The following is a 17,004-nucleotide window of genomic DNA, read 5'->3' as shown; positions in this document are numbered from 1 at the left end:
AAGTAGGCTGAGTCATTCACCCTTAGAGCAGTTCTGCATGAAGCCAGAAACGGTTAGCCAGATAGCTATTAATGAGCGAAAAGCTAACTCTAATTCCTGGCCTGATTCCTCGTCTCTTTAGAGCGAGGAGCGGCTCAATTTAGGCTTTGACCCCTGCTTGCTGTTTTTGGAAGTAGGGAAATCCGAATTCACAACGGGTGCGATCGCCGCCTTAAAATTAATATGCGATCGCCCATACAATGGTGACTCGAAGCTCCCTCGTACCTGTGGGGCGGACAAGCTACAGGCGCGGGAATTGCTTCCCACCAACGGGCGCTTCTTTTCGCCAAAAGGGCGGCGTAGTTCTTCAAATCCCTACAACTTAACCTATGACCATGCTCGAACAAGGCACTATCACTATCCATACTGAAAATATTTTCCCGATTATCAAAAAGTCGCTCTACTCCGACCACGAAATATTCTTGCGGGAACTAATTTCCAACGCCGTGGATGCTATCGGAAAACTCAAAATGGTGTCCCACGCCGGGGAAGTTACCGGCGAAATCGGCGAACCGGAAATCGCCATCGCGATTGACAAAGACAAAAAGACTCTCTCCATCACCGATAACGGCATCGGTATGACCGCCGACGAGGTGAAAAAATATATCAACCAAGTCGCCTTCTCCAGTGCCGAAGAATTTATCCAAAAATACCAAAGCAGCGGCGAACAACTCATCGGTCACTTTGGTCTGGGGTTCTACTCCTCTTTTATGGTCGCCCAGAAAGTCGAAATTGATACCCTATCTTACAAAGAAGGCGCAAACGCAGTTCACTGGACTTGCGACGGTTCCCCAACCTTCCAGCTGGAAGACTCGCCCCGCACCCAGCGCGGCACTACCATCACCCTCACCCTGATGGAAGACGAGGTGGAATACCTGGAAGCACCACGGATTCGGCAATTGGTGAAAACCTACTGCGATTTTATGCCAGTGCCGATTAAACTCGATGGCGAGACAATCAATCGCCAAACCGCACCGTGGCGTCAATCCCCCAGGGATTTAACCAAAGACGATTACCTGGAATTTTACCGCTATCTCCATCCTTTCCAAGAAGAACCCCTGCTTTGGGTGCATTTAAATACAGATTATCCATTTTTGCTCAACGGCATTCTTTATTTCCCCAAGCTCAAACCCGATGTCGATGTCAGTCAAGGGAATATCAAGCTATTCTGCAATCAAGTTTATGTCAGCGATCGCTGCGAAGAAATCGTCCCCAGCTTCCTGCTACCCATGCGCGGGGTAATCGATAGTCCCGACATTCCCCTCAACGTCAGTCGCAGCGCCTTACAAGTAGACCGCACCGTCCGTAAAATAGCCGACTTCATCGCCAAAAAAGTCGGCGATCGCTTAAATGCACTTTACAACAGCGATCGCGCCGAATACATCCGCTGCTGGCAAGACATCGGCACCTTCGTCAAATTCGGCTCCCTCAACGACGAAAAATTCAAAAAACAAGTCGAAGACATCATCATCTACCGCACCACGTACCAGGCAGGGGAGCAGCGTAGCACAGGCGTCTCGCCTGTGGGAGCTCTTGAGCAGGGGAGCGCTTCTCCAACTGTACAAGTGCAATCTCAAGAAGGCGATGTTTGGCAAGACGTAACTCCCGCTACTCCCTCTCAAACATCCCCCCTTGACAAGGGGGGTCAGGGGGGATCCCCCCTTGGTAAGGGGGGTCAGGGGGGATCTTACAACACGCTTAAAGAATACCTAGAGCGCAATAAAGACAAACACGAAAACCGCGTCTATTACTGCACCGACGAAGTCGCTCAAGCAACTTACGTCCAACTCCACAAAAAGCAAGGACTCGAAGTTCTTTTCCTAGACGGTTTCATCGACACTCACTTTATTTCCTTCCTGGAGCGGGAATATAAAGATGTCAAATTCTCCCGCGTCGATGCCGAACTAGACAAAACCCTGCTAGACGGGGATAAATCCGGAGAAATAGTAGACCCCAAAACCAACAAAACCCGCAGCCAACTAATCGAAGAGCTATTCAAAAATGCTCTCAACAAACCCAAAGTCACCATCCGCACCGAAGCGCTCAAATCGGACAATCCCCAAGATACGCCACCAGCAATGGTACTGCTGCCGGAATTTTTGCGACGCCTGCGGGATATGAACGCCCTATTGCAGCAGCAAGCAGTGCAATTCCCCGAAGAACATATATTAGTCGTAAATACCGCCCACCCCTTAATTCAAAATCTCGCCAACCTCAGCGCCGGTAGCATCATTCAAGCTGAAGGGCAATCTCCTACCGCCGAACTTGCCAACCTCATTTGTCATCACGTCTATGACTTAGCGCTAATGGCGCAAAAAGGATTCGACGCCGAAGGAATGAAATCCTTCGTCGAACGCTCAAATCAAGTACTGACTCGCTTAACCGAACGAGCGATGGGCGCATAGGGTAGGGGGGTAGAGGAGATGAGGGAGATGAGGACGCACCGGAGGCTAAGGACGCACCGGAGGCGGGGAGGCTAAGGACGCGGTGACGCGGGAAAATCTTCCATCAACCTCGACCCGTCCGGTGCGTCTCTCCGTCGCCGCGTCTTCTTCCCCATCTCCCCTGCACACCTGCTCAACCTCTCCCTCGCTACAATAGAAGATTGCAGCCAAAAAACCTCAAATCTGGAGAACTCTATGTCCCGTGTATGTCAGCTGACTGGCAAAAAGGCGAACAACGCCTACGCCGTTTCCCACTCTCACATCAGAACCAAAAAACTACAGGAAGTTAACCTGCAAACCAAGCGCATTTGGTGGCCGGAAGGCAAACGCTTTGTGAAACTGCGCCTTTCCACCAAGGCACTCAAAACCTTGGACAAAAAAGGCTTAGCAGTAATGGCTAAAGAAGCCGGGATTGATTTAAATAAGTTCTAAGCGATCCCTTGCATTATTATCCGCATCGTTGGTTTCCGCCCTGGGGTAGTAGCACGGCAACCGCAATCTCAAGGTTGATGCCCAAGATTGCCGCCTGTGCCCCTACATTTCGTTTGCCATATCACCTGGTGCAGAATTTGTCAACCGCATCTTTGGTTTCCGCCCTGGGGTAGTAGCACGGCAACCGCGATCTCAAGGCTGATGCCCAAGATTGCCGCCGCCGTGCTGGGGTAGGGGTACGGCAACCGCAATCGTTTGGTTGATGCCCAAGATTGCCGCCTGTGCCCCTACATTGCGTCTGCATATCACCTGTTGCAGAATTTGTCAACCGAATCATTTATTTCCGCCCTGGGGTAGTAGCACGGCAACCGTAATCGTTTGGTTGATACCCAAATATTGCCGCCTGTGCCCCTACATTGCGTCTGCATATCACCTGGGGCAGAATTTGTCAACCGAATCATTTATTTCCGCCCTGGGGTAGTAGCACGGCAACCGCAATCTTTTGGCTGATGCCAAAGATTTCCCACCTTCCCTACAACTTCCATTCACCCATTACCCTCGTTCCCACGGCTCTGCCTGGGAACGCCATTAGCCATTAGCCATTCCCCTAGATTTTTGCTATGGAGTGATCGGTTTTCTGGGATGAGTGGGTACTATAAGTTTAGACCCTGGCCTCACCATCTATTAAGATTTGTTAAAGATGGGCGAAATCTCACCCAGGCTCGCTCAAGTTACCATAGAGGAAATATGGCTAATTTTTACCCAGCCAGACTTCTAGTCTATTCACTTATAGAATAACTCGCGAAAACCCCGTGTCTTTAGACCGGGGTGACCGCGTGAGACTTTAGTCTCGCGAATCATTCTTCAGGTGCGTACCGTTTGGCATCAGCAGAAACACAAAATGCATCTTAAAACTCGCGCAATTTTATTATGATAAACTAAAACATAACGGAGGAGGTGAAACTTGCTGGTTATTGAGTATAAAATCAAGGCTAAGCTACACCAGTACAAAGCGATTGATGAAGCAATTCGCACGGCACAATTCGTGCGAAACAAGTGTTTACGTTACTGGATGGATGCACCCAAAGATGCAAAAATTAATCGGTTTGCCTTGAACAATTACTCAACAAAGCTACGCGAGGAATTCTCCTTTGTCAAGCAGCTCAATTCAATGGCGGTACAAGCATCTGCCGAGCGAGGATGGGCAGCAATTTCTCGATTTTACGAAAATTGCAAAAATCACCAACCGGGCAAGAAAGGATTCCCACGTTTCCAAAAAGACAACCGCTCAGTCGAATACAAAACCAGTGGATGGTCATTGCATAAAACTAAGCGGCGAATCTCCATTACCGACAAGAAAGGTATTGGTGAATTAAAACTTTTGGGTAAGTGGGATATTCATACTTACCCGGTTAAATCAATTAAGCGCGTTAGATTGGTGCGTCGTGCCGATGGTTATTATTGTCAATTTGTACTTGACACTGAAGTCAAAGAACAATTAGAATCAACCGGAAACTTAATCGGACTAGACGTGGGGCTTGAGTATTTCTATACTGATTCCAACGGACATACCGAAGAAAATCCGCGCTTTTTGAGGAAAGCTGAGCAAGCTATCAAATATGCTCAGCGTCGCATCTACAAGAAAGAAAAAGGTAAAAATGGACGCCGCAAAGCAAGAAAGCGGTTTGCTAAGAAACACTTGAGAGTAACTAGGCAGCGTAATGAACACGCCAAGAGACTGGCGCGTTGCGTAATCAAGTCTAACGACTTAGTAGCCTATGAAGACTTAAGCGTTCGCAACATGGTCAAAAACCACTGTCTAGCCAAGTCAATCAGCGATGCTGGATGGAGACAATTTAGACAGTGGCTTGAATATTTTGCTAGCAAATTCGAGCGGGTTACTGTTACCGTCAACCCGCAATATACCAGCCAAAAATGCAGCGGTTGCGGGACAATTGTGAAAAAATCTCTATCAACTCGCACCCATAATTGTAAGTGTGGATGTCAATTGAATAGAGATGAAAACGCGGCGATAAACATTTTAAATCTTGCATTGCAAGCTAGGGGAGGGCATCCCCGAAGAAACGCTGTAGGAGTTGGGGTCACTACGCTGGTTGGGGAAACCCTGCTAGAGCAAACTCTGACGTTGAGTACAGAATACCCCGCGCTTTAGACGGGGGAGTGTCAAACGGAGTCATTCGACCCTCAACAGTCAAACTACATAAAACTTCTAAGACAAAATTTGTTACCAGCGAAAGCGTATTTTTTCGGTTGATACTCGCAGTTGCAGTTGCTAGCAAAGAACAAAGCCAAATAATTTACATAATTTTTGGTCAAGCTACTCCAAACTCAACGAATTGGTTCAAGCCAAGCGAGTTAAACCCATCCTCTCGATATTCAACCTGTTCAAAATTAGACTTTCTCACATCAGGAAAGCAGCCATGTCAAAACGCAAGCAAACCAGGGCAATTCAAAAGGTTATCTACAAATTGTGCCGACAGTTGTCGAAACTGGTGCAAGCCGCTAGCTTGGCCTTGACCAAATGGCTAACGCGAACTTTGTTAATTGTAAGTGGTAAACAGCGTCGTAATGCTAGAGCTAAAGCTGGATTTGTGCTGCCAACTGTTACGCTGCTGCTGTTAGTTGTGTCTTTAGTAATAGGGGCAATTTTATTCCGCACCGGCAGTCGGACAAATCAGGTAATTGGAGCGCGGGAAGAACAAGTAATCTACAACGCCGCCACCCCAGCAATTGAACGAGCCAAGGCTAAATTAGAATATTTATTTTTAAAAGATAAGCGCTTTCCCAGTGGCCCGCCCTCCGATGAAATGTTGCTATCGATGATTACAAATAGTCCAGATAGATATGGCGGCTTGACCTATAATTTGCCTCAAAATCCATACAAGTTTGACGACGAGACGCAAATCAACCTTCTTGGAGATGGCAATCCCGACCCCGCTTGGTCTTTCCAAATAGATGTGGATGGAGATGGAGTAAAAGAAACAGTTGTATATTCAATTAATTTGAAAGGAAGACAAGGAACCAACGACATTACAACACAAAGCTATACAGTTGACAAAAGAGCTAAAGATCAGGTGGTTCGCAACGGCCCGCTTACTACGACAAACGTTAGCAACCCTGTATGCCGCGCCATAGCCAGTGGCGGCAACACCCCAGCAGTAGGTGGCCCAATCCGAGCAGTGAATGAAAACGATTGGACTCAAGTTGGAACTGCCAAGCTACGCAAAACATTTCAGGTTGATGCGATCGTTCTATCGCGGCAAAATGGCGTGAACAGAACTGTTGCTACCTTAGAATTTCAGCAGGATAGACAGCTAGACCGGGGCAATAAATGGGGAGCTTGGTTCCGCTATGACCTGGAAATATTTCCGGGTCAACCATTCAACTGGAATGGCGCCATGTACACCGCAGGCAACATGATCGTTGGTGACCCAAACTTCAGAGCATTTTTAATTAGCGCCCGCAATTCCTGTTTTTATAGCAGAGATGCTTCAGAAATTAAAGTAAATCGAGATATACAAACTCCGGCAACGCCACAGAATCCAAGCTTTCAAGGGCAATTTGTATCGGGGAAAATGGGGAACAATGGCACGGCAGGTGGCTCGTTGTTTCAGGTGATGCAGGACGATGATTCACCAGATACAACTGATAACAATATTAGATTCAATGAAGGCACAGACTCGGTAAGTAATGGAACTCCCAGCCAAATTGCTCTCGATCCGGTGCTTGTGTTTACCCAAGATATATCCCAATCGAGAGAGGCGCCGCAAGACAATATAGCAAGAACAGACCCAGGCTTTTACACAGATAATGCTGGGGCAGGCTCGATTGGATATTTCAATGCCAAAAAACGGTTAATGTCTAGTTCAGAAACCGCTCCATTTATTGACGATACCTACCGCGCTGATGACCGCTACGGACCAAAACCCTACTACGACAGAAAGGGCAACGAAATCCGCCTCGACAATGGCAGCAAACGAAATGGGCTTAACATTACCGACCCAGAAGAGCGGAAACGCCTCACCAACACCACCCTCGATCCCCTCGATACCGAATTCAGAAACGTTGGTTTGGACGGTTATTGGGAACGGCGCGCTCATGTCAGCGGACTGCGAGTGATTGTCGGCGAAAGGTTGGAATTGGGCAACCCCTTCGGTTGGGTTAACAGCAGCTTGAATGATGATAATGGGGATGGTGTCATAAATAATTCAGACGACCGTAACGATTTGGGGGAAACTGAACCGCTTTACCCCGCTAACCAAGCTAATCTGCCAAACGCAGACAGACAGCGGCGCACCCTGAGAGACAACCTAGCCGCAGTTCAAGGAACGGTAGTCTACCAAGCCACGCCGGGAACCCCACCCACAGCACCAACTCGACCCATCGCCTGTATTGCAACTACGGCTCATCCGGGGACGCGGCAAACGATTAGCAACAGTAAAAACTTCCAAACTGCTGGTCAGACCTACGGGTTAGATTCCAACAAATTACCTAGCGATTTCTTCACCGGGTTAGGAACAAATGGGTGGGAGTATAGCCCCCCACCGGCAGCTGCTAACTTGCGTAGCGGAGACTGGGGAAATGCCCTGAGAAACCTAGCCAATTTCGCCGGAGAATATCAAAATGCTAACGACAGCGGTGCCTTTCCACCCACACAAGGAACCGGAAACAGGGTTTATCCTCATCCTTACTTAACTATGTGGGGGAATTTCTCCAACCTAAGCCGCGCAATGTACGATACCAACAACAGCATTGCAGATAACAGCTACTTGGAATCGGCAGCTTGCACTCTGGGGATGTTGGCTTATAACGTTAACGGTTTTGAGCAAGCAAATCCAGATTTTTCAAGCTTGTCTGATAAACTGAGCGGTTTATTCACCACAGGCACACCCGCAAACGGTATTGTAATAACGCCAAACGCCACTCTCGCCAGTAGAACAGCCAGGGTATTCAAAAATAACGTTTTGGTAAAAACAGACGTTCCTGTGGAACAATTAACACCGGATGACTATCTTGATTTGTTACCATCGGCAAACCAACCTCTGGCTCGGTTGCTGGCGATGAAATTGCAAATAGCACGCGATCGCCAATTGGGTTTTATAGACTCCACGCCTTCAGGTACAGCACGTAGTACCATTGATCCTCGCTCTAATTCTACTCCTAGTAGTGATGATGATATCCCAGTAACAACGACCTGCTCTGGTATTGCGGGTGCTTTACAACTGCTATGCCCAGAAAAACCTAAGTTCCCCGCACTTTATTACGTCTTCCCTCAGGACGATCACGCTCGCACAGGCATAGCGCCTGCTCCACTTGCGAGCGGCTCTAATGCTGAGCCATACTTAGTTCCTCCATCACCATTACCTGCACTACCAGCGCCGCGAGATCCATTTAGAACCGTTAACCTCGATACCCTTGTCAATGACGTTAAACCACTAGACATCGGTGTTTGGCCTTTACCAAGAACAGGTGGCGTACCTGATACCGACCCGCTGGCAGATTTCAACATCACACTTCCTGGCGGTGGAAATCAAAGGGTATCCCTGATCGACAACGCCCTGTACAACGGTCGAGAATTGATGACCGTGCGGACGTTAGACATAGATTTAGACCTGTTGAGAACCAATAATAACAGTGCCACAGGCGATACTTGGTTGCCCGGTAGCGGCGTCGTGTATGCCTTCCGAGAAGATGCAGTCAGGGAAGATGCAGTATCCAGACCCTCAGGTGGCGGAGCTTGCAACAACTATACCGCTATCCGTTCAGATGCTTGCTTGATCAGAGCCGACATCAACAGCCCCAGAGACCCCAGTGTTGCAAACAACGGCATATCCCCCAAATCCGTTGATTTCTTCCCAGATCCAGACCGCCGGCCTCATGGGTTCCGCTTGCGAAACGGACGGAGGATCGACCGGGATAGCAGTAAACGAGGTTTAACCTTTATATCCGATAACCCGGTTTACATCCAAGGCGACTTCAACTTCCACAGCAGAGATGGAAACTCCAATAACTTGGAAGAATTTAATCAGCAGCTGAACGATAACTGGGGGAATTTTTACGACCGACAAGACTTAAACCCTGACTTTTCTCGACCGGCAACCGACACCTGGCGACCGGCAGAAATTCTAGCCGATGGGATTACCATCCTTTCAGACAACTTCCAAGAAGGCAGCATCGATCGCGGCATCATCGACGACAACGACGGCGGCAGAACTGGCGCCCCTGACGGTCGCTATTCCTTCCGCGCCATGAATGGCCCCAGCAACCCCGGTGGCGTCGCTAGGTGGGTGCAGGAAAATGGCACGGTGATTGATGCCGGAACCGTATCAAGATTTCCGATAAAAATCTCTCGCAACGGCAGCCCTATCGTCTGTAGCAATAGTAGCCTTGCTGTCGGTTCGTTATGCCCAGCAAATGAACAGCAAGAAATACCGTCAGCGAGCTTCCGACAGCCAGGTGTACCCAGCTACGTCAATTCAATCAACCAGGCATCGGCAACGCGGGTAAATGCCTCGCTGATTAGCGGTATTGTGCCTTCTCGAATCAATCAAAGCTATGGCGGTTTCCACAACTTCCCCCGCTTCATCGAACGTTGGGGACCGGGGACTCCGTTGCGGATTTCTGGATCTTTCCTGCAATTAAACTTCAGCAGCTATGCCACTGCCCCGTTTGAACTAAACCAATGGGAACCCAACACCAGCGATTCTCCAACCGTTAGTGGTCTCACCCCCATCCAATACTACCTTGCACCCGACCGTCTCTGGGGTTATGACATAGGGCTGCAATATGCACCCGCAGGTCCGGCAGCACAGCGTTTCCTGCAACCCCCCGCCCAGCGCAGCGAATTCTACCGAGAACTACCTGCCAACGACCCCTATATTTGCCAGTTACGGCGTGCTGGCGGCGTCGATCCAAACGCTCAAACAGAATGCCCGCAATAACTAACGGTGGAGGCTGCTATGCTCACAGAAAAAACTCGATTTTTAACCAAACAAGCAAACACCCGCAAACTGGAGGCAGGATGTACTGGGTTGGCACAAAAACCGCCAGAATCACCCAATATACCCCAAAAAACCAGATTTATGCCCAAGCGAACCCTAAAAAATCCCTCCGAGCAAGGACTGACCTTATTGGAGTGCTTGGTCGCCATTGGTGTAGTTGCTGTAGTGGTAACTGCCTTCACCCCCCAAATCTTCCTTGCCGTTGCCACCCAAGTGCAAAACAGGCGAGCAGAACAAGCCCTGCAACTGGCACAGGGGGAAGTTGACCGAGTTAGACGCACGGTAGAACGCGGCGATTACAACGACACAGAATTACCGCCAGCCGGAGAAAATAATATCCGGCAACAGCCTGCCCCAAGTTCAGCCCAGGCCCTCCCAGCCAATCAACTATACTCAAGTTCTCCCTCACAGGGCGTGCCAGTTGATGTCAACGGGGATGGCAGCAATGACTTTATCGTTCAAACCTTCCGCAATCCAGGAATAACCAGGGTAAACAGAACGGTGGCATTTGATTTTGGTGTAAGAGTTTATACATTTACCTCAAACATGGGTTCATTTGAAAACCCACCTCAAAAGGCTGCTTCTCTGCAATTGACTACCGCAGCGGGTCAGCAGCAACGACGGCCTTTAGCAATGATTTACACCAGCGTTGCCCAAAGCGATAACCGCAATTCCCTTTGTCAGCAACGCAAATCTACGGGTGAGTCAGATAATAATCCAGGGTGTCAATAGCTTGTTGTAATTCTTAACATGGCTCAGGGGAGCAGAGAGGCAGGCGTTGATAATCTGCCCATATTCCCCACCTGCCCCACCTTAGACCGCAGAATTTCAACTAAACTCCTCGTTGAGGGGATAAAAATTAAAAACAATGGCTACAAAACTATTTCTAAATTTGTTTAGGCGCCAGCGCGTCAGTTCCAGAAAGCGCAAAAATGGTGGGTTTACCGTAATCGAACTTTTGATATCGATGCTAATTGCATCGATAGTGATAACGGTGCTGTTGAACCTGATGATAGATTTGTTACAAACAGATCGGCGGGAATACGCGCGCACTGAAACCCAACGGGAAATGCAAATGGCGATGGATTTCATCGTTAACGATTTGCGAGAAGCAGTCTATGTTTACGACAACGATCGACTCAACGAGTCAACAAACGGCGTTCAACCCTTAAAAAATTTTATTCCCGAGCGTAGCGGGTACGAACCAATTCTGGCTTTCTGGAAACCCGAACCAATCGACGACGATAGTCAACTCCCCAATAACTGTAGCGGTGCCCCCAGCAATCCCCCTTCAGAAGAGTGGACTAAATGTAGAAATCTCTGGGTGAAACGCCGAATCATGACTCTCGTCGTATACTACCAAACAAAAAATGAGGGAGCAGATCGGGAAAAGTGGAAGGGGATATCTCGGATTATGCGTTATACCCTACGTCAGTACGAGATCAGCGGCAGTACCAGAATCGATGTCAATGCCGAAAACCCTGCATATGTAGAGCCTCTGACAACACAAGGGGTAGAGTTTAGCATTTGGCCTTTCGCTAGAGTTAGTACCAGCGGTCTTGTTTCCAGGCAAGGTGCCAGACCGACTGACATTCCGGCAAATAGCCCGGTTTTAGTCGATTTTCTAGATCATCCCGTAGCAAATCGCCCAGATGGGTTCAGACCAGTCCCAACCGATCCTCGCTTGCAGTGTCCGACAAACTATACAGCTATTCCGCCACAGGGCAACCCTTCTGGCTTTGATTTGCCCAGCTTTGCTGTTTGCGTCAGCAAAGCCACCCCTGGGGTGTTAGGGACCAGCAACAAAAACCAAGATGTGATTGTTTTCCTCAGGGGTAACCCGACGGGTAAAGCTGGGGTTAAAATTGCGCCGCTGCTGGCGATTAGAACCCAAGCCGTTGCGCGCGGGGTTGTTGATAAAACACCTGTCGATTAAGTTGCGAACAGCCAATAGGAGTAAAGCGCTATGAACCCCCGATATAAGCAAGCAGCTGGTTTTACGATGATAGAACTGCTGGTTGTGATTGTAGTTGTGGCAATCCTGTCAGCGATCGCCGCTCCCAGTTGGCTGGGATTTTTAACCAGACAACGCCTCAATGCGGCTCAAGCTGAAGCAATAGGAGCGCTGCGGGAAGCCCAAACTAATGCCAAACGGGAAAAACGAGTTTGGCAAGCTTGCTTTAGAGACGACGGAACTAAAGTAACATGGGCTGTGCGGCCTAGACCCATTAATGCAGGACAGGATGGTTGCAATAATATCTCTCCCGGTTTGTGGCAAAGTATAACACAGTCAGATGCAGATACCCTCGCTATTGAAGATAGTCTCAGTAATTCCAACATGCAACAACCTTCTGGGTACTACAGGGTAGAGTTTCAAGACAAAGGCTTGCTGAACAAAAACCAGCCCACAGGTACAATCACTTTTAGATCTCGCAGAGAGCAAAATGGTTCAAAACGCTGTGTCGTGGTGGAAACCATCTTGGGGGCAGTGCGCGCTGGTAACGATAGCGAATGTAGGCGGCTACCGTAAATATACGTAATAAGATTGTTATCGTTAAATTAAAGAAAAACACTGAGTAGCAAAACGCACCTGAAGGGAAGACTAAATCAGGTGCGTTTTGTACTTTTAGACAATGGAATTAGGGTCTGAAAAATCACATCAGGGATACACGTTTGTAGAGTTTGTAGCAATAATTGTCATCGTCGCTATATTAAGCGCGATCGCAGCACCGAGTTGGCTGGGATTTTTAAACGCGCAACGCTTGAATGCAGCTCAAGCACAAGCTTTGTCTATAATGCGAGAAGCCCAAGCTTCTGGGAAAAGAGAAAAACGAGTTTGGGAAGCTTGCTTTCGGCAAAACGCGACAGAAAAAAAAGTGCAATGGTCTGTGCATCCAGTTACCCCATCAGATAGCAGAACTTGTGCCAATGCCAGATGGCAAAATTTAATCGACGCCGACGCCAATCAAATAGCGATCGCAAACAGCGGCTCTGCCCGTTCTACCCTGTTCAATAGAAACAATATCTATCGAATCCAGTTTGGCTACAAAGGTAGGGTGAACGGACAGCTGGGTAAAATCACATTTATCGCTGCCAATCAAACCAATCAAAATAGGAGTTCAAAGCGATGCGTGGTAGTTTCAACTTTGTTGGGAGCCATCCGCACAGCTGGAAATAATGAATGTAATGGGGATTAGCTAGGATCTCGAATCAGAATCCCGGTTTCTTGGAGAAACCGGGATTCTAAAGATCGCAATCCCGGTTTCTTGGAGAAACCGGGATTCTAAAAGCATTATCTGCACCTAAATGCGGGGAGCGATATGCCTCCGTTCCGCTGGCGCTACCGCATCACTCCGCCGATACTTCCGCATTCAGCGTCTCCTCAGCTGCTTGCAACGCTGCTGCTGTCTTTTCGCGATCCAACTTCAAAATCAGCACAGCCAAAGGTGGCAAACACAAATCGATCGAATAGGCACGGTTGTGATACCACCATTCATCCGACCACTTACCGCCCAAATTGCCCATGTTGCTGCCGCCATATTGACCAGCATCGCTGTTAAACAGTTCCGTATAGAAACCATGATCCGGAACCCCTACCCGGTAGTGGCTGTGAGGCTGAGGTGTAAAATTGCACACCACAACGACGTATTCATCAGAATCTTTGGCACGACGGATAAACGAGACAATGCTGTGACTGTTGTCGTTACAGTCAATCCATTCAAACCCATCAAACCCAGCATCTGCCGTATACAGCGCTGGTTCTCCCCTATACAGTTCGTTCAAATCTTTAAAGAACTTTTGCATCTGTTGGTGCGGCTCGTGGTGCAACAGCTGCCAGTCCAAATCGCCCCAGACATTCCATTCGCTCCACTGAGCCAACTCCATACCCATGAAGATCGTCTTCTTGCCAGGGTGAGCCCACATCAACGTGGAAAGAGCGCGTACATTAGCAAACTTCTGCCACCTGTCTCCCGGCATCTTCCCAATCATCGGACTCTTGCCGTGAACCACCTCATCGTGAGACAGCGCCAGCATAAAGTTTTCGCTGTGGTGATACCACATGGCAAAAGTGATGTTGTTCTGATGGAACTGGCGGAACCAGGGGTCCATGTGGAAATAGTCCAGGACATCGTGCATCCAGCCCATATCCCACTTCAAGTTAAAGCCCAATCCCCCCACATAGGTAGGCCAAGTCACCATAGGCCAAGAGGTAGACTCTTCAGCAATCGAAAGAATGCCGGGGAAGTAAGAAAACAGAACGTGATTCGTCTGACGGATGAAATCAGCCGCCTCGATATTTTCACAACCGCCGTAATCGTTAGCAACCCATTGCCCATCGGGACGGCAATAGTTGAGGTACAGCATCGAAGCCACCGCATCCACCCGGAACCCGTCGATGTGGTACTTATCAAACCAGAACACCGCATTGGCAACCAGGAAGTTCCGCACCTCATTGCGACCGTAGTTGAACACCAAAGTCCCCCAACCTTTATGTTCGCCCTTGCGGGGGTCGGCATGTTCGTACAAGTGAGTACCATCGAAGAAAGCCAAACCGTGACCATCTTTGGGGAAGTGACCCGGTACCCAGTCAACAATCACACCAATGCCGTTTAGGTGGCACTGGTCAACAAAATACATAAAGTCTTCCGGACTGCCGAAGCGAGACGTGGGGGCATAAAATCCCGTCACTTGATAACCCCAAGACCCATCAAACGGGTGTTCGGCGACGGGTAGTAACTCGATATGGGTGAATCCCAAATTTTTCACGTAGGGAATTAACTTGGCAGCCAGTTCCCGGTAGGTGAGGAAACGCGCTCCCGGATTGAGTTCGGCAGCAATTACTACTGGCTCCTCTTCCCCGTTTGGCAGCTTGGCAGGTTCCGCAGAGGAGGCGTGCATCCAAGAACCCAAATGGCATTCGTAGACAGAAATCGGCTGAGTCAGCAAGTCGGTGTGACGCCGCTGTTCCATCCAATCGGCATCGTTCCACTTGTACGAATCCAAATTGGCGACAATCGAAGCGGTTTTAGGCCGGACTTCTTGGTAGAACCCGTAGGGGTCGGATTTTTCGTAAATGTGACCGTCCCAGTTTTTAATTTCGTACTTGTAGTGTTCGCCATATCCCAAACCGGGAATAAACAGATCCCACACCCCATTGCCAAACTTCCGCATTTGGTGTTGGCGACCATCCCAGTAGTTGAAATCGCCCAGTAGTGAAACGTTACGCGCATTGGGTGCCCAAACGGCAAAGTAAACCCCCTTGACCCCATTCACCTCCGTGACGTGGGAACCCATTTTCTCGTAAATGCGGTGGTGATTGCCTTCGGCAAACAGGTGAATGTCAAAGTCCGTCAGGACGGGAGAGCGGAAGGCGTAGGGGTCGTAGATGACGCGCTCGTGGTCGCCTTCTTTAATCCGCAGTTGATAGTTTGCCAGTTCCGGCGTTTCGATCGTGCATTCAAAGAAATGGGGATGATGCACCGACTGCATGGGATATTCTTTGCGCTTTTCCGGAAGAATCACCACTACCGCATCAGCATTGGGTAAGTAGGCTCGTACTGCCCACTTGGCTCCTTTGCCATTCTGTTCGAGCAGATGCGGGCCGAGGACTTCAAACGGGTCTTGATGCTGGTTCCAAACAATCCGGTCAATTTGCTCGGTCGCGACGGTCATGGACATGGGGCTACCTACCTAAACTGGATTTACCGATCGGGGTTATGGGTTCAAGCGAGTTGAAAGCACTTTATATTTATATACATTTTTTTAACTATTTTCATCGCGATCGGATAATACGTTTCTTGCAGGGGGTGGAAAACAAGTGTTGTCGCGCACCAGTTGGTGATAAATGTCACCATTTTGACATTTTCCCCACCCTACAACGGGATCGGGTGGGATAAAAACGATATCGGAACGCTTGTTCTAGCATGCCTCACCTTAAACCTGCGGGAGTATGGAGAGCCACCCATCTTTTAAGTGGGGGATGAAATACTATACGAGCAATTTTAATTGCCGTCCCCTTTTGGGGGTGGAGGGGTATGGTTGCCCCTCCTGGGGATATGGGTTTCCCCAAAAACAACCATTTGGGGCGAAAGTTAGGCGAACGCTATCGCGTTCCGCAACGCTTTCGCCAAGGTTATCGGTCGGTACTATCTCGGTCCCACTGTCTTACCGCGAGTAAGACTGTTTAACGACCGAGTTCTAGCAGCTCAAACTGGCGGAAGCATTCGTAGGTAGGAACGCTTGTTCGCTTGCCGATAACTTCGTTTCCCCGTTGCCGGGTCAGCTATCTAAACATTTGGGGCAGTGAGCCGCCGCGTATGGGAGAGCGGGGTGCTGAGATTCTGGCGCCAGTTTCTGTGAGATTGTCAATCGCCACCGGGATTGACCCTCCTATCCCTCCCCAGGCTGCAAAGAAAGCGCCTGGGGTCTCTCGGAGGTTGCCGATCAAAGCGCGATCGCACCTGGCAAGATAATATATCCTTTTAACGGGCTAAGGTGAGCCAAAAATTTACGTACTTCAAAGCCAAAATAGCGTCAAAAGTCCACAAAAGGAAGAATCTGACGCATCTGATGACGCAAGCGCAGCAGGAAAATTAACTCGCGCAGTTTTGGGTTAACCTGGGGGTCTGGGGGTTGACGACCTTCCAGCTGAGCTATTAATTGGGCGTATTGAGCCGCCGTCAGGGGTTTGCCATCAATCGGCGATCGCGCTTCTGTAATAATCTCCGTCCGCAACACTTCTTCCGGCGTATCCTCTGGTGGCGGCAATGCCAGCAAAAATTGCAGGGCGCCAACGTAAAAAGTTACATGGTTCATGTGGTTAATAATTTTTCCAACGCGATCGCCCAGCGGCGATCTAGGAGAATCTGCTCTGTCAAAGGGGATGAAAGCCAACCATGAGACTTTTGTCGGCTTGACTTGCTGCTGTTGAGCCACTCCCCGGTCTCTTGACACGGGGATTCAGGCTGGAATAATGGTACATCTTTTCGTCCGGTCTTGTTTGCACAAAACGACTATCTGGACATACTTTTCCAGCTTAAAGGAGATCCTCTCGGATGGGGAACCAG

12 protein-coding genes are annotated in these 17,004 nt (G+C 49.1%); 8 read left to right on the top strand and 4 right to left on the bottom strand.

All coding sequences use genetic code 11. The features are described from left to right. Window positions 1–188: 188 nt before the first annotated feature. The gene (locus ACE1CM_RS43855; RefSeq protein WP_374885726.1) at window positions 189–329 is read right to left on the bottom strand and encodes a hypothetical protein; all 141 of its coding nucleotides are present in this window, start codon (window positions 327–329) and stop codon (window positions 189–191) included. Between the two features lie 39 nt (window positions 330–368). Between ACE1CM_RS43855 and htpG the strand changes: the two genes are divergently transcribed. Then, window positions 369–2,444: a molecular chaperone HtpG gene (htpG, locus tag ACE1CM_RS43850; protein WP_374885725.1), complete on the top strand. Its 2,076-nt coding sequence runs from the start codon at window positions 369–371 to the stop codon at window positions 2,442–2,444. A gap of 45 nt (window positions 2,445–2,489) precedes the next feature. On the opposite strand, the gene ACE1CM_RS43845 is transcribed toward htpG, so the two are convergent. Then, the gene (locus ACE1CM_RS43845; RefSeq protein ID WP_374885723.1) at window positions 2,490–2,654 is read right to left on the bottom strand and encodes a hypothetical protein; all 165 of its coding nucleotides are present in this window, start codon (window positions 2,652–2,654) and stop codon (window positions 2,490–2,492) included. A 24-nt stretch (window positions 2,655–2,678) separates the two neighbouring features. Between ACE1CM_RS43845 and rpmB the strand changes: the two genes are divergently transcribed. The 7 genes from rpmB (at window position 2,679) to ACE1CM_RS43810 (ending at window position 13,134) form a co-directional block, all read left to right on the top strand. Next, complete coding sequence (gene rpmB / locus ACE1CM_RS43840) at window positions 2,679–2,915, top strand: 50S ribosomal protein L28 (protein ID WP_374885721.1); 237 nt, start codon at window positions 2,679–2,681, stop codon at window positions 2,913–2,915. Between the two features lie 964 nt (window positions 2,916–3,879). After that, complete coding sequence (locus ACE1CM_RS43835) at window positions 3,880–5,088, top strand: RNA-guided endonuclease InsQ/TnpB family protein (protein WP_374885720.1); 1,209 nt, start codon at window positions 3,880–3,882, stop codon at window positions 5,086–5,088. A gap of 268 nt (window positions 5,089–5,356) precedes the next feature. Continuing rightward, window positions 5,357–9,877 carry a hormogonium polysaccharide biosynthesis protein HpsA gene (gene hpsA, locus ACE1CM_RS43830; RefSeq protein WP_374885719.1) on the top strand — a complete coding sequence of 1,507 codons (4,521 nt, stop codon included), beginning with the start codon at window positions 5,357–5,359 and terminating at the stop codon, window positions 9,875–9,877. Between the two features lie 18 nt (window positions 9,878–9,895). Beyond that, entirely contained in the window at window positions 9,896–10,669 is a 774-nt protein-coding gene (locus ACE1CM_RS43825; RefSeq protein WP_374885718.1) for a prepilin-type N-terminal cleavage/methylation domain-containing protein, read from the top strand. 136 nt (window positions 10,670–10,805) lie between these two features. Further along, window positions 10,806–11,873 carry a prepilin-type N-terminal cleavage/methylation domain-containing protein gene (locus ACE1CM_RS43820; protein ID WP_374885716.1) on the top strand — a complete coding sequence of 356 codons (1,068 nt, stop codon included), beginning with the start codon at window positions 10,806–10,808 and terminating at the stop codon, window positions 11,871–11,873. 30 nt (window positions 11,874–11,903) lie between these two features. Then, a complete protein-coding gene (locus ACE1CM_RS43815) occupies window positions 11,904–12,467 on the top strand; it encodes a Tfp pilus assembly protein FimT/FimU (RefSeq protein ID WP_374885714.1) in 564 nt (187 codons plus the stop codon). 103 nt (window positions 12,468–12,570) lie between these two features. Further along, window positions 12,571–13,134: a Tfp pilus assembly protein FimT/FimU gene (locus ACE1CM_RS43810; protein ID WP_374885712.1), complete on the top strand. Its 564-nt coding sequence runs from the start codon at window positions 12,571–12,573 to the stop codon at window positions 13,132–13,134. A 151-nt stretch (window positions 13,135–13,285) separates the two neighbouring features. Here ACE1CM_RS43810 and glgB read toward each other — a convergent pair whose 3' ends face one another. Both glgB and ACE1CM_RS43800 read right to left on the bottom strand, forming a co-directional pair. Next, window positions 13,286–15,616 (bottom strand): 1,4-alpha-glucan branching enzyme, encoded by a 2,331-nt coding sequence (gene glgB, locus ACE1CM_RS43805; RefSeq protein WP_374885710.1) that lies wholly within the window; start codon window positions 15,614–15,616, stop codon window positions 13,286–13,288. Between the two features lie 855 nt (window positions 15,617–16,471). After that, the gene (locus ACE1CM_RS43800; RefSeq protein WP_374885709.1) at window positions 16,472–16,891 is read right to left on the bottom strand and encodes a hypothetical protein; all 420 of its coding nucleotides are present in this window, start codon (window positions 16,889–16,891) and stop codon (window positions 16,472–16,474) included. Window positions 16,892–17,004: the final 113 nt, after the last annotated feature.

The sequence above is a fragment of the Microseira sp. BLCC-F43 genome, assembly GCF_041929235.1.
GTDB lineage: Bacteria > Cyanobacteriota > Cyanobacteriia > Cyanobacteriales > Aerosakkonemataceae > Microseira.
The sequence above is the reverse complement of the archived record's forward strand: the minus strand, read 5'-3'. Positions and strand labels throughout refer to the sequence as shown.

What these genes read in the sequence shown, in the direction of transcription:
- htpG (WP_374885725.1), top strand. Translation starts at nt 369, where the DNA reads ATGACCATGCTCGAACAAGGCACTATCACTATCCATACTGAAAATATT.
- rpmB (WP_374885721.1), top strand. Translation starts at nt 2,679, where the DNA reads ATGTCCCGTGTATGTCAGCTGACTGGCAAAAAGGCGAACAACGCCTAC.
- hpsA (WP_374885719.1), top strand. Translation starts at nt 5,357, where the DNA reads ATGTCAAAACGCAAGCAAACCAGGGCAATTCAAAAGGTTATCTACAAA.
- ACE1CM_RS43825 (WP_374885718.1), top strand. Translation starts at nt 9,896, where the DNA reads ATGCTCACAGAAAAAACTCGATTTTTAACCAAACAAGCAAACACCCGC.
- ACE1CM_RS43820 (WP_374885716.1), top strand. Translation starts at nt 10,806, where the DNA reads ATGGCTACAAAACTATTTCTAAATTTGTTTAGGCGCCAGCGCGTCAGT.
- ACE1CM_RS43815 (WP_374885714.1), top strand. Translation starts at nt 11,904, where the DNA reads ATGAACCCCCGATATAAGCAAGCAGCTGGTTTTACGATGATAGAACTG.
- ACE1CM_RS43810 (WP_374885712.1), top strand. Translation starts at nt 12,571, where the DNA reads ATGGAATTAGGGTCTGAAAAATCACATCAGGGATACACGTTTGTAGAG.
- glgB (WP_374885710.1), bottom strand. Translation starts at nt 15,616, where the DNA reads ATGTCCATGACCGTCGCGACCGAGCAAATTGACCGGATTGTTTGGAAC.